This window comes from Paenibacillus sp. Z3-2, from assembly GCF_054161325.1.
On the sequence record NZ_CP096397.1, the window covers coordinates 3,806,101 to 3,818,991 of the forward strand.

The following is a 12,891-nucleotide window of genomic DNA, read 5'->3' on the forward strand; positions in this document are numbered from 1 at the left end:
CTGGTTTTATTTTAGCCTTTGTGAACCAATGCTCATTTATGTAGTCGCATGGAAATTCAATGTAGGGAACATATAAAATGTTCTTGATGAAACTTTAGCATATTTGTATTCCTTTTGCATTCCTCATAAATAGTAACACAAAAAATCCAAGAGGTTTCTTTGCCAAGTGGAGTCACTGCTCTTCATTCCACTTCCCAGAAAACCGTCTTGGATCTGTTTCGTTTACACGATGACATGTCTGTTATTCCAAGAATTACGTGTGTACTTCCTGAGCCTGTACAGGTTGTACTGGCAAACTCCTATTTTTGAAACCGAGGTTAAAGAAGACATTGAGCAGGATCGCTGACAGGCTTCCCGTGATAATACCATCGCTAACAATGATGCGAATACTTTGAGGAAGCTGGGCAAACAGATCGGGTACAGCAGTAACGCCGAGCCCAAGTGAAACGGAGCAAGCCACGATCAACAGATTGGATTGTTTGCCGAAGTCGACGTTTTGCAGCATTTTGATCCCGGATGACACGACCATTCCGAACAGTACGACAGTCGCACCACCTAATACAGCACTCGGAATAATGGTTGCAAAAGCTGCTACTTTGGGAATAAGTCCGAGAAAGATAAGGATGCCTCCAGCCGCAACAACCACATTGGTCGTTTTCACCTTGGAGAGCTGAACCAAACCGACATTCTGAGCGAATGTATTGTATGGAAAAGCATTGAATATGCCGCCCAGAACAAACGCAAGACCTTCTGCGCGATATCCCCGTGCCAGATCTTTTTCGTTGATCGGTTGATCACAGATTTTGCTCAAAGCCATAAATACACCTGTGGACTCGATGATAACCACCGTACCTACAATGATCATTGTAATAATGGGGCCGATTTCGAAGGTTGGCCATCCAAAGTAGAAGGGCTGGGGCAAATGGAACCAGGAGGCTTCCTGTACAGCGGCAAAATTCACCTTTCCCATGAAGGCTGCGACGAGGTTCCCCACGATAATACCAAGGAGAACAGCCAGGGATTTCACAAAACCGCGAGCATATCGATTCAGGATCAGAATGAAAAGTAATACGCCAAAGGAAAGTGCTAAATTGTCCAAACTTCCAAAATTCTCGCTGTTTGCTCCACCCGCCATGTTTTTAATGCCGGTTGGGATTAGTGCAAGACCGATGATGGTCACCACTGTACCTATAACGACTGGCGGAAACAATTTGACGATTTTGCTGAAAAATACGGCAAAGATGACGATAAATACTCCGGCTGCTATGATGGAGCCATAAATGGCTGGAATCCCGTATTGTGATCCTATGGCAATCATGGGTGTGACCGCTACAAAAGAACTTCCAAGCACCGCCGGCAAACCTATACCCAAGTACTTCCCTTTCCGAGCCTGAAGCCATGTGGCAATCCCGCACGTTAACAGGTCAATGGATACCAGATACGCCAACTGCTCTGCAGTCAGATTTAACGCTCTTCCCACAAGCAGTGGCACCAAAATTGCTCCCGCATACATCGCCAATACGTGCTGAATCCCCAGTGAAAAAATTCTCATCTTTTTAGTTTCTTTCATCCCACGTTGCCCCCCTGAAATTAGAATCAACCGAATCGCTGCAAAATCATGTTATGTTGATTCACATTATATAAACTATTCAGGGAAGTTCCATGATTCATAACATAGAATTGTTATACGATATAAAGAGTTCAACTTAAATTGGGCATGTTATACAAAAGAAAATCTATACCATTCGTATTGCGTCATAATAGTTAACACCTGTGATTGAGCAGCACCCCTATTTACATCCAGAAAAAGTACCTAGAGATGAACAACTTCCTCACGTTACTCTATTTCTGACCAATTGCGATAAGCATGCTTGTGAGCTAGAATGTTCAATAGCAAAGGGTTGGTGATTCGCATCGTACATATCAACAGAAACAACGAAAATTCCAAATATTTCATACTCGAACATTCATCTTTCAAACTCCGACAGATCCAACATATCAAAAACACTGCCACCGATTGGGAGCTAAAACTCCAGTTCATTGAATCCCACTTACTTGTTTTTGCAGCAAGCGGACGAGGATGGCTAACCATTGATGGACAGTACATCGAATGGCAAGAAGGTAGTGTGTACATCTGTAACCCTGGTCAACTGGTACAGGCAGCAGCAAAATCACTGGATGAACGCGGCCTTTACCTTCTGCGATTCGATATCATTATCGATCACGATTCAAGGACGACTGACTCCGTTCGGCCAATCCAAGGCGAACTTCCTTTTCCTATAAAAGAAAAGATTATTCTTTCTTCACCAGTTTCTATAAACGCTTTGTGCGAGAATATTACGAAATACCTGCAAAGTGAGGATCGTCTGAAGCAGTTCCGAAGTCAAATTTACTTTCAGGAACTCCTGCATCACCTCTTTCAGATGACCTACTTGTTGATGAAAATGATCCGGAGGCAGCTCTCGAATATGTAAAATCCTATATGGAACAGCATTATCAACAAGAGTTAACTATTGAACATTTGGCAAAGGTGGCAGGAATAAGTTCTCGTCATTTTATGAGACTGTTTAAGAAAAGGTATGGATGCAGCGCAATCGAATATCTGGCTGTTTATCGAATTAATCAAGCTCAGAAACTTATGAAAATGGGCGGTGAATACCGACTCAAGGATATCGCCAGTCACGTAGGTTATCCTAACGATATTTATTTCCGTCGCAAATTCAAGCAGATTGCGGGCATCCCTCCAGCCACGTTTATTAGGAACAACAAGCAAAAAATTGTTGCCTATAACCCTTTTAATATCGGACAATTGCTGCCTTTAGAGATTACTCCTATTGCCGCACCGGGAGATCATCTGGACTGATTATTACAAGAGAAAGTACGGAGCAGATCTGGTCCTATCATTGCATTCAAATAACGTGTCAAAAAGAGAAGAACTTCTTCTAGGTCGTGTCTTCAAACTCAAGCAAGCCACACCATAATGGATGCCAAGGCCAAAAAAGACTTGAACGTACACGCTAATTTATCATAACGAGTCGCTAAACGACGATAATTCTTTACTTTATTAAAGAAGCATTCCACCAAATGGCGCTCTTTGTAGACATCCTGATCATATTTTAGGGTCGTTCGGCGATTTTTCTTTCCGGGAATCACCGGTATGGCCTGTTGTTCCTTTAAAAAGGCCCGAATGGCATTCGTATCATATGCTCGGTCGGCTAGGACTTGCTTCTGGGTCAGTTTCATGCTTTTTAGGATGTCAAAACCTTGGACGGAGTCATGCGCTTCGCCTCCGGTCAAGTCGAAGCGAAGTGGATTTCCTAACGCGTCAACTACCGCATGAATTTTCGTACTTAATCCACCTCGGGAACGTCCGATCGCTTGCTTGCTTTGCCCCCTTTTGCGCCAACATGCTTTAGTACTTCATCCCAAATGCCCGCTTTCTGCCAGCGTCGAAAGCGGGTGTAGACGGATTTCCAATTGGGGAAGTGGTCTGGTAGATCACGCCAAGGGGCACCTGAACGAGCTACCCATAACATTGCGTTTAACATGATCCGATTGTCCACTGCGGGACGTCCTCCTTGTGGTTTTCGTTCAGGTGGAAACAAATCTTGAATTAGCCGCCATTGTCTCTCGTGAATTTCGTATCGTGTATTCATTTAATATAATTAACCCATCTATTACCATTTAATCAGTTTGAAGACACGCCCTAGCTAATCCGGATTATGTTATCGGAATTGATAATATGGTTTCCGCTGAGGATCAGGCTTGGATTAAACAAATCGCACCTGCCTTTTTCGTGCCCTGGTTAGACCACAACTGGCGTGAACATGTACAGCTGATTGCGGAATTTCTGGACAAAATGTCCCAGGCCGAAATCTGGTTTGAAAAATACGAACGAAAGTCACGCTTTGTAAAAGAACAAATACAGTCCACCATTAAAAAAGATACGCTTCTTGTTCTTAGAGTCTCAGGAGATCTGATACACATTTTGGGCTGCAGAAGCCTCGCTACGGTCTTTTACGATGATTTGCACATTTCTCCCCCACATGATATCGATAGCTCGATGCCCAATCTTGGGATTACACCTGCAGAGCTGGCCAAATATGATGCTGATCGTTTAGTGATTATCCGTGATGAGGATGCGCGCTCACAGTCCGGTTGGCAAATGCTCATGCAATCTGAACCATGGCGTAATCGTGCATAAAACGTTGTCATGATCGTCAATATTCCGCAAGGTGAAAAACTTTTTATGTGATAATGATAATCAATCTTATTGTGAGATTGTCAATTGCAAAATTTATTTATTCAAGGGGAGCATCAAGAAATGAAACAAAAACGAGGTTGGAGTACAGGAATCATTATTGTATTGTTAATCGCGCTGTGCACTGCCTGTGCAGGAAGCAACACAGGGTCAGATACTTCAGGAACTGCCACTGGAGATTCCGGCACATCAGAAACAGCGTTATCTGATAAAAATCGTGTTGTAGCTAGTGAAAAAGGAGATGTCAGTATTCCTGCTGATCCCCAAAGAATTGTTGGTCTTTCAGTTGTTTACCCAGAATTTCTGTATGCTCTGGGTGTAAAACCTGTTGCGGTACAGAACTACCATCCAGAATTCCCGGCTTATCTGCAAGAGGCATTGAAAGACACATTGAAGACCGGGCTCGCCCAAACACCTAATTTTGAAGCGATTCTATCCACGCAACCAGATCTTATTATTGCTCCAGCCTGGTGGTCCGATAAGGACTATGATCAACTGACGGCCATTGCCCCAACCGTTCTTCTGCCGCAGCGAGACAACTGGCGGGATGAACTGCGAGATATCGCTGAAGTTCTGGGCAAGAAAGATCTGGCTGAAAAGGTCATCACTGACCTGCAGGTTCAAGAAGCAGAAGCCAAAAAGACACTGGATACCCTTGTTGGCGATGAAACGGTCATGTATATGATGATCATGGCTGACGAGATCGTTATATATGGAGAAAATATCGATCGGGGCAAATTCATTCATCAAGAGCTGGGTTTAAATCCGGTCAAAGATTTTCCACAGAGTGAAATGAGTGTCTCAATTTCTTTGGAAAAGATCCCTGAGTACAACCCTGATCATATTATTTTACAGTTGGATGATGAGTCCAGTGATAAAGTGCAAAAGAGATACAAGGAAATGATGAATAGTTCGTTGTGGAAAAATATGACTGCAGTCAAGAAAAACCAGGTATATACCATGGGCGGTAAGGAATGGTTTAGTCTGGGCATGTCTCCGCTGGCAGATAGCAACGCAGTGAACGATGTGCTTCAAGCCTTTGAGAAGAAAGAAAATTAAACGTGGCAGTAAACGAGCTGGAGAATCGTTATTTCCTAAGTTTGCATGATCCCGATCCTATGCATCTGCTGTTTACCATTTCTGCTACAGATCTTCTTCATGAAAATCATATGAACCATTTGCTCGACACGTATGGCCCTCTGATCAAGTCAGGCGAACGCTGTGTGACCGCAGCTTTTTTCTGCAACTGGTATGCTTCCGTATGTAGTGCGCTTCAGAACATGCTGTTTGGAGGTGCCGATTATATTTACGATTTGTCTTTATCTAATATCAGTGTGCAACTGTACATCAAGGAACAATACCCGTTGTTTTCATTTAAAATTAAAAATACAAAGCGTATTCAGATTCCCAAGCGTAACCGTGAAGAATGGTGTGCACAGATTCTACAAGTATTCTATAAAGAGAACGTACGACCGCTGTTAGAAGCGTTATCCGACATAACTCAGATCAGCGTCCTCTCTTTATGGGGACAAGTCGTCAGCGCTTTATACAGTTATATGGAAGAAGAACTATCCGAAACATCAGATGAAAATAGCAAACGAAGTATTACTTTCCAAAAACATATTCTTCGCCGTGGGTTGGATGCCAGTACTTTGGGACTTCTAAAAAATCCGTTTGACATCAAATTGAGGTTTACCCAGCATATAAATGACCCTGGTCGGCAAGTTTTGATCAAACCTTCCTGCTGTCAGGCTTATCGTCTGGATGCCAAATTCGGATACTGCTACGATTGTCCCCGCCTGAAAGAAGTGGATAGAGCATCCATGCGCGCAGGCTCATGCGGTTAGTTGAGAAAATAGAACAGGTCATGTTGAGAAGTAATATCTCGACATGACCTGTTTCTATTTTCGGAAGTTGTACTCTATCTCTAAACGCTGCTCCATTACCTCTCCGTTCTGATGAACCCTCTCTGTAAACAATACTTTTTCTTTGGTCATGAGGACAACGGATGAAGCTCTGGTCCCATAGCCGAATTTATCACTTTTAACGAATATGGGAGAAAGCAAACGTTCCCATTCCAATGGAACACCTGTATGAGGGAGAAGCTCATCCACTGGAGGGTCTGCCATTTGCAGCAAATCTAATATTTGCTCCGTCAGGGTACCTTCTCCCTCCCGGTTGATGATTTTCCTCAATTCTTCTTTTCCGCGTTTCACCTTGGGCCAATCTGTATTGATCAAGTGATTACTAATCCCGTATATTCCCGGTTTCAACTTCATCACGACATTGCCCACATTAGAATAATAATAGAAGTCTTCAGGATCACCCACCAACAAATTGTAGCCAGGATAATCATTGCGATTTTGCTGCGCACGTTGCATATATTGCTCAGGTGTGGACGTTCCCTTTAAAAAATCAGCAACCAGATCTCCTCTGGAGCACTTGGCATGTCCCTCTTCATTCGGATCACGATAATTCGTGACAGCAGCCAGACGCCCACCTGTGGTTATGCCCATCCAGGTTCCCATTTTCGATAAATCCCGGCCAGCCAAAATATGAGGATAATCTTCCCAAAAATGAGCTTGTGCTGTAGGTCTGTGATAGAATTCATCCCTATTTGATCCCAATATAAGTGGATACTTCGAATTCATTTTGTAAGCAAATAAAATTAAACATTGGGATTTCAACTCCTATATTCGTCAAACCTCGATATCGGGGCTTTATATAGCATAATCGACCACAATTACATCTTCCACCCAACCATCTAGCGAAGCTACAAAAGCCTGATGAGCTGGATGTGGACCATAAGCGCGCAATGCCTCCTGATCTTCAAACGTCACTCGCAAGCCAATCGTGTAACCTTGGATACGATCCGTTTCCTCCGTAGTATTGATTCCCGCGGTCAGCGAGACAATTCCTGGAATCTGTTCCTGTAACGCGAGCAATTGAGCCACCAGTTCCTGTTGCTTGGCTAATGTGATTTTATTGTTAAACTTAAAAACAACCAAATGTTCTACCATCTTGTTATTCCTCCTATTGTGCATTCCGAATCGTATTCGTTAACTGAAATTAATTCAACAATTCCAATCCGCCCATCATATAGGGTACCACTCTCTTGGCTAAGTCAGCAGGGGATTCCTGTCTTCCTTCGATACTCCATCGATACGTTATTCCGTAGATCGACCAACTTAACATAGTCGCAGTAGCTTTCAGCGTTTTAAGATCTACTTCTCTCGCTCCTTGCAGCATGAATTGAAGAAGGAACTGCTCCAGCTGCGTTTTGATATTCTCTTCAATAATCGGTGCTACTGTATCATATTTTTTGATGCACTCATTGCTTGAGACGTGGTAGTCACATAACGAATATATAAGCTGCTGCATGGTCTCGGCTGACAATCGGGCTTCCGAATCGACTCTTTTTGTTACATATTCCATAAACGCATCCGATAACAAAGCTTCGAGCAACGCATATTTATCCTGAAAATGGGCGTAAAATGTAGCTCTGTTGATTGTGGCTTGTTCTGTAATATTCTGAATGGTAATACTACTGAAGTTTTTAAGATTCAATTGGTTTAAAAACGCATCAAGAATTAATTGACGCGTGCGAATTACACGCGGATCATTCGAGTTTGGAGACAATACACCAGAGTCCCAATCCTCCTTCGTACACAAAATATTTTGGCTAGACTCCTTCATTATAGATAAGTGCTATTTGTTCAACAAGTGAAAGTAAGTTCTCAGACACAATACAATAATCCGAGTCTTTCGCTTAAGCAACAAAATGCTCCGATTGTTGGTTGAGCATGCCTATAGACCTTGTTAAGATTGCACTCGTACCCGCTTGAAGGTGCAACATAATGGAGGTGCTTAGTTTGAGTAATCAACAACATAACGTTATTTCTACGGAGCTTCTGTTTCAACCATACACCGTTCAAAAATTAAACCTGTCCTCACGAATTGTCATGTCCCCTATGGCTCGCGCTTTTTCCCCGGATGGTGTCCCGGGAGCCGATGTAGCAGCTTATTATCGTCGACGTGCTGAGCAAGGTGTTGGCTTAATTATTACAGAAGGTGCAACCATTGAACATCCATCTGCATCAAGTGAGCCTAGAATTCCTCATATGTATGGAGAAGCAGCTCTTCAAGGCTGGGCTGAAGTAGTTCGACAAGTCCATGCCGCCGGCGGCAAGATTTTCCCTCAGATTTTACATATGGGAATCGTTCGTCCTTCAGGATCTCAACCACACCCGGAAGCTGCATCTCTAAGTCCATCGGGAGTTGATATAGAAGGTAATCAGGTAAGTGAGCCTATGACGGAAGAAGAGATTATAACTGTAATTAAAGCTTATACAGATGCAGCAGTTAATGCACAACGCATTGGTTTTGATGGAATTGAGCTCCACGGTGCTCATGGTTTTCTGATCGATCAATTTTTCTGGAAAACAACGAATAGGAGAACGGACCGCTACGGTGGCGACCTCCAGAAACGAACACAATTCGCGGTTGAACTTGTTAAGGCAGTCCGGGCTGCGGTAGGTCCTGATTTTCCTATTGCGATGCGGATCTCCCAATGGAAAATGAATGATTATCATGCCAGACTGTTCGACACACCCGAACAACTGGGGCAATTTCTCAGCTTATTGGTTAATGCAGGTGTAGATATCTTCCACTGCTCGACACGACGCTTCTGGGAGCCCGAGTTTGAAGGATCTGAGCTTGGATTCGCCGGATGGGTAAAAAAACTGAGTGGCCGAACCACAATTACCGTTGGTTCTGTGGGTATGCCAGACGAGCCTGAAGCTGGAGCAGATGAAACAAAGCATCCAGGTATGAGCGAACTTATGAAGCGATTGGATCATCAGGAATTTGATCTGGTAGCTGTGGGACGTGCGCTCCTTGGTGACCCGGCATGGGCCGTTAAAATACGCGAAGGCCGCGTATCCGAGATTCAGCCTTTTACACCTGAAGCACTGGCTACACTACATTAAAATAATTAAAATAAATTACGTATTGTTTCAGAAACATTTGGTCTCATTATATAGGTTTGAACTCGTGAATCAACTATACTAAGCAAAGGGCTCGCTTTCCCCCGGGGATTGCGAGTATTTTGTTTTTGGAGATATCTGTCCGATCAAACCCTTCGAACAACAGCAATATCGTTCAAGAAAACTCCTTCTTTACATCCTATAATGACGTTAACATACCAGAAAGAAGGTGCATCATGACTCGGGAAGTTCGAACTGTGGTATTTGATACTGATCTACAGCTGGAAGCTTATCAATTTGAAGGCATTATGCAGAAGTTCCCCAATCATTTTCATGACTATTACGTCATTGGATTCATTGAGCAAGGCAAACGACACCTCGTTTGCAACAACGAAGAATATATTCTGAATAGCGGAGACATGATTGTCTTTAATCCACATGATCCTCATGCCTGCGAACAGGTCGATGGAAGAACCCTCGATTATCGCTGTATTAACGTCCAGCCTGACGTTATGCGAGAATATGTGAAAGAGATTACTGGACAAGCTTACTTGCCACGGTTTACCTCTACCGTTCTCTACCAGAGTGAACTTGTTGGTTCCCTACATGAGCTGCATCAGATCATTCTGGAGGAGCAATCCGATTTTTGCAAAGAAGAATTGTTACTCTTTCTGCTGGATCAATTGCTGAGAGATTATTCGGATGCTGAACCACCCGTTGCAACACAGGATGTGACTACTGAGATCAGACGCATATGTGATTACATAGAATCTCATTACATGGAGAGCATCTCGTTGAACGAGTTAGCCAACTTGACGGAGATGAGCAAATATCATCTGCTACGTTTATTCACTCGCCAGAAGGGGATATCACCTTACCGCTACTTGGAGACAATTCGTATTAACCAAGCCAAACGGCTGTTGGAACAAGGCCAGCTTCCGATTGAAGTGGCCGCGCAGACGGGATTCAGTGATCAAAGCCACTTTACGAATTTTTTCAAAAAACTAATTGGGCTGACACCCAAGCAATACAGACGTATCTTCAATCATGACACAGAACCGAAACGCACCACCGATAACATCGTATGACAAGCCATCTTAGCCATCAAAACACTAAAGCCTCTACCGGACATTTACTCGCTTTGTTTACTATACTGATCTGGGGCACTACGTTTGTCTCGACCAAGGTTTTGCTGATTGACTTTACTCCAGTGGAAACTCTATTTTTCCGCTTTCTGATCGGGTATTTGGTATTGTTGCTAATCTATCCACGTTCACTGCGGATCGCATCATTCAGAGAAGAATGGTTATTTATCGGAGCAGGCATATGCGGAGTGACGTTATATTTTCTCATCGAAAATATAGCACTGGTGTACACAACGGCTTCCAATGTGGGAGTAATTGTCTCCATCGCCCCATTCTTTACTGCCGTCCTCGCACATTTTTTCCTGGATGGAGAAAAGTTAACTCGCCGCTTTCTCATCGGATTCGGGATTGCCCTGAGCGGCATCATACTCATCGCATTGAACGGCAGTTTCATTCTGCAACTCAATCCGCTAGGTGATCTTCTTGCTTTCATAGCACCTGCGGTATGGGCAATTTATTCTGTGTTGATGCGTAAAATTGGCGAGCTTCGTTATCACACCATCGGTGCCACTCGCAAAGTGTTCTTCTATGGCCTGATCTTCATGTTACCAGCTCTGTTCCTATTTGAATTCCATTGGGATCTCGGACGCTTCACGAATATGACCAATCTATCCAATATTCTATATCTCGGCCTGGGTGCCTCCGCGTTGTGTTTCGTGACCTGGAACCGAGCCGTTAATGTTCTTGGCGCTATCAAAACGAGTGTCTACATCTATCTGGTTCCTGTCATTACTGTCGTGTCATCTGCACTGATTCTTCAGGAACGGATAACCTGGGTGATTATACTCGGGGCGTTCTTAACCTTATTCGGATCTTACATTTCAGAGCGAAAAAGGTAAGCCATTCAACAACAAAGACACTAATCCACGTAGGGGTTAGTGTCTAATTCTTTTTTACTGTTATAAACGTTAATTGCGTCTGAACACCGTTGCGTTGACATGCAGCAGAACTCATTTTATCTCATGTAATTGAGACAGCAGAATCTCAAGTTCCTCTTGTTCCAGATGACGCCACTGCCCCCGCTCCAGTTGATCCAGCGTAATATTCATAATTCGGACGCGCTCCAGCTTCAACACGCGATACCCCAAAGCTTTACACATTCTGCGGATCTGCAGGTTGAGACCCTGTGTCAAAATAATACGAAATACATCTTCACTTTGCCTATACACTTCGCAGGGCTTGGTCACCACGTCCAAAATTTCAACCCCTCCGGACATGGACTGTACAAATTCGTCCGTTATGGGTTTATCTACAGTCACTACATATTCTTTATCATGATTGTGCTCCGAACGCATCATCTTGTTCACAATGCCTCCGTCATTCGTTAGCAAAATCAACCCTTCAGATGCCTTATCCAGCCTGCCTATAGCAAATATGCGAGAAGGATAATTCATATATTTGATGATATTCCCCTCTACGTGTTCTGCTGCAGTGCAGACAATACCGATGGGTTTATTTAGAGCAATATATACAGGTTCGCTCTCATTACGAGGAATTTCCTTTCCATCAATGAATACCACATCGTGTGGTTCAACATCCGCCCCTTTTTCACATACTCTGCCATTGATCGTTATGCGTCCAGCTGCAATTAATCGGTTCGTTTCCCTGCGGGAGCAGAATCCCGTTTCACTTATGTATTTGTTAATTAACATTGTTCCACCGCTTCTCATCTATAGTATTGCCACTGGTTCCTTTAAGTGCTGGTACGTTCATTCGATTCGTACAACGAGTTAGTACCTTGTACTGATTTTCATTCCACATCATCTCACTTATAATGTAACGAAGCAATGGATTGTTAACCGAAAGTACATAAAAAAGCAAAATGATAATGAACACTCTCAAAAAGTACCCTCTGCACTCTATTGGTTACTATGACACAGAGCACGACATTACGTGAAAAGAAGGCGTTTTCCATGTACCACATGACTCAAATTACAGTTGATCCTGATCATCCGAACCAGAATTAGGGTCCCGCCTCTGCTGAAGCGCCATTGGATGGATATTTTTCGTACAGACTGCTTAGTATCTACACCTTAGGTTAAATGATTCAGTTGCAATAGAGCTCAGTTCATGCCCATCTGATTTTTTTCTCGGCAGGGGCTCGCTCTCAGCCCTTCCCTGTTTAGCCGTGAGATTGAAAAATAAACAGCCCAAACGGCCTCAATTCGTTAGAATTGGAGCTGTTTGAGCTTTGCTTGCTGCAATGTTTACACAAGAATGCATCCTTCTAATCTGCCTATACTGAAATATCCAGACTACCACCCAGATTAGGGTGAGGAGCAGGCACTGACTTTAACATTTCCGCCATCTGCTGGCCTTGTTGCTGCGCCATGTCTTTTGTAATTGACATCACTTGCAAGCTGGCCGATTGCACTACTGAAGCTTGGCTCATCGCCATTGATAAAGCTGCAATATCCATGTTCTGCACTCCTTTCACTTTCTGATCACATAGGTGTACTTATTATATATCGGACAGAGAGGAGCAAATGTTGAAGGAATA

General features: G+C 43.4%; 15 protein-coding genes. 8 read left to right on the forward strand and 7 right to left on the reverse strand.

Annotation, left to right across the window (positions count from 1 at the left end; translation table 11 throughout):
* Window positions 1-253: 253 nt before the first annotated feature.
* The gene (locus M1D71_RS17040; protein WP_458122927.1) at window positions 254-1,570 is read right to left on the reverse strand and encodes a nucleobase:cation symporter-2 family protein; all 1,317 of its coding nucleotides are present in this window, start codon (window positions 1,568-1,570) and stop codon (window positions 254-256) included.
* 313 nt (window positions 1,571-1,883) lie between these two features.
* Here M1D71_RS17040 and M1D71_RS17045 point away from each other — a divergent pair, with 313 nt between their 5' ends.
* Window positions 1,884-2,474, forward strand: coding sequence for a hypothetical protein (locus tag M1D71_RS17045; protein ID WP_458122928.1), 591 nt, complete (start codon window positions 1,884-1,886; stop codon window positions 2,472-2,474).
* Between the two features lie 8 nt (window positions 2,475-2,482).
* Window positions 2,483-2,863 (forward strand): AraC family transcriptional regulator, encoded by a 381-nt coding sequence (locus M1D71_RS17050; protein ID WP_458122929.1) that lies wholly within the window; start codon window positions 2,483-2,485, stop codon window positions 2,861-2,863.
* A 98-nt stretch (window positions 2,864-2,961) separates the two neighbouring features.
* On the opposite strand, the gene M1D71_RS17055 is transcribed toward M1D71_RS17050, so the two are convergent.
* Window positions 2,962-3,656 (reverse strand): IS5 family transposase gene (locus tag M1D71_RS17055; RefSeq protein ID WP_458122930.1). Its coding sequence is split into 2 segments (ribosomal slippage): window positions 2,962-3,389 and window positions 3,389-3,656, totalling 696 coding nucleotides; the frame shifts between segments, so codons are not numbered across the junction.
* Window positions 3,657-3,742: 86 nt separating this feature from the next.
* On the opposite strand from M1D71_RS17055, the gene M1D71_RS17060 reads away from it, so the two are divergent.
* The 3 genes from M1D71_RS17060 to M1D71_RS17070 all read left to right on the forward strand — a co-directional run bounded on the left by M1D71_RS17060 (window position 3,743) and on the right by M1D71_RS17070 (window position 6,108).
* Window positions 3,743-4,204 carry a hypothetical protein gene (locus M1D71_RS17060; RefSeq protein ID WP_458122931.1) on the forward strand — a complete coding sequence of 154 codons (462 nt, stop codon included), beginning with the start codon at window positions 3,743-3,745 and terminating at the stop codon, window positions 4,202-4,204.
* A gap of 120 nt (window positions 4,205-4,324) precedes the next feature.
* Window positions 4,325-5,320: an ABC transporter substrate-binding protein gene (locus tag M1D71_RS17065; RefSeq protein ID WP_458122932.1), complete on the forward strand. Its 996-nt coding sequence runs from the start codon at window positions 4,325-4,327 to the stop codon at window positions 5,318-5,320.
* A 2-nt stretch (window positions 5,321-5,322) separates the two neighbouring features.
* Window positions 5,323-6,108: a hypothetical protein gene (locus M1D71_RS17070; protein ID WP_458122933.1), complete on the forward strand. Its 786-nt coding sequence runs from the start codon at window positions 5,323-5,325 to the stop codon at window positions 6,106-6,108.
* Between the two features lie 54 nt (window positions 6,109-6,162).
* Here the strand turns inward: M1D71_RS17070 and M1D71_RS17075 are convergent, their stop codons facing one another.
* The 3 genes from M1D71_RS17075 to M1D71_RS17085 all read right to left on the reverse strand — a co-directional run bounded on the left by M1D71_RS17075 (window position 6,163) and on the right by M1D71_RS17085 (window position 7,933).
* The gene (locus tag M1D71_RS17075) at window positions 6,163-6,912 is read right to left on the reverse strand and encodes an NRDE family protein (RefSeq protein WP_458127282.1); all 750 of its coding nucleotides are present in this window, start codon (window positions 6,910-6,912) and stop codon (window positions 6,163-6,165) included.
* A gap of 69 nt (window positions 6,913-6,981) precedes the next feature.
* A complete protein-coding gene (locus tag M1D71_RS17080) occupies window positions 6,982-7,281 on the reverse strand; it encodes a Dabb family protein (RefSeq protein ID WP_458122934.1) in 300 nt (99 codons plus the stop codon).
* 49 nt (window positions 7,282-7,330) lie between these two features.
* Window positions 7,331-7,933 carry a TetR/AcrR family transcriptional regulator gene (locus M1D71_RS17085; RefSeq protein ID WP_458122935.1) on the reverse strand — a complete coding sequence of 201 codons (603 nt, stop codon included), beginning with the start codon at window positions 7,931-7,933 and terminating at the stop codon, window positions 7,331-7,333.
* Window positions 7,934-8,133: 200 nt separating this feature from the next.
* Here M1D71_RS17085 and M1D71_RS17090 point away from each other — a divergent pair, with 200 nt between their 5' ends.
* The 3 genes from M1D71_RS17090 (at window position 8,134) to M1D71_RS17100 (ending at window position 11,230) form a co-directional block, all read left to right on the forward strand.
* Window positions 8,134-9,249 (forward strand): NADH:flavin oxidoreductase, encoded by a 1,116-nt coding sequence (locus M1D71_RS17090; protein ID WP_458122936.1) that lies wholly within the window; start codon window positions 8,134-8,136, stop codon window positions 9,247-9,249.
* Between the two features lie 233 nt (window positions 9,250-9,482).
* On the forward strand, window positions 9,483-10,334 hold the full coding sequence (locus tag M1D71_RS17095; RefSeq protein ID WP_458122937.1) for an AraC family ligand binding domain-containing protein: 852 nt from the start codon (window positions 9,483-9,485) through the stop codon (window positions 10,332-10,334).
* Window positions 10,331-11,230 carry a DMT family transporter gene (locus M1D71_RS17100; protein ID WP_458122938.1) on the forward strand — a complete coding sequence of 300 codons (900 nt, stop codon included), beginning with the start codon at window positions 10,331-10,333 and terminating at the stop codon, window positions 11,228-11,230. Before M1D71_RS17095 ends, M1D71_RS17100 begins: the two co-directional genes overlap by 4 nt.
* Window positions 11,231-11,341: 111 nt before the next feature.
* On the opposite strand, the gene M1D71_RS17105 is transcribed toward M1D71_RS17100, so the two are convergent.
* Complete coding sequence (locus M1D71_RS17105; protein WP_458122939.1) at window positions 11,342-12,043, reverse strand: pseudouridine synthase; 702 nt, start codon at window positions 12,041-12,043, stop codon at window positions 11,342-11,344.
* A 584-nt stretch (window positions 12,044-12,627) separates the two neighbouring features.
* On the reverse strand, window positions 12,628-12,810 hold the full coding sequence (locus tag M1D71_RS17110) for a YjfB family protein (RefSeq protein WP_336764538.1): 183 nt from the start codon (window positions 12,808-12,810) through the stop codon (window positions 12,628-12,630).
* Between the last annotated feature and the right edge of the window lie 81 nt (window positions 12,811-12,891).